The sequence below is a fragment of the Massilia sp. NBRC 108631 genome (genome assembly GCF_059704565.1).
Genome location: NZ_BAAKJE010000031.1, coordinates 1 through 229 on the forward strand (window position 1 = coordinate 1; position 229 = coordinate 229).

Here is a 229-nt window from a genome sequence, read left to right on the forward strand (position 1 = left end):
ATACATACAATCACTACCCTCGTTCAATCTTGCGATCAAACGAAAATAATAAATCTTTACTTCTTCCAAATTTTTAAAGAACGAAACAATCGATAAGTGTGAGCGCTTGGCGTGCTGCCATACTCTAGAAAGGAGGTGATCCAGCCGCACCTTCCGATACGGCTACCTTGTTACGACTTCACCCCAGTCACGAATCCTACCGTGGTAAGCGCCCTCCTTGCGGTTAAGC

At 45.4% G+C, this 229-nt stretch carries 1 rRNA gene; it reads right to left on the bottom strand.

Annotation, left to right across the window (positions count from 1 at the left end):
• Positions 1-128: 128 nt before the first annotated feature.
• Positions 129-229, bottom strand: a 16S ribosomal RNA gene (locus AC6H42_RS03060); the annotation flags it as partial.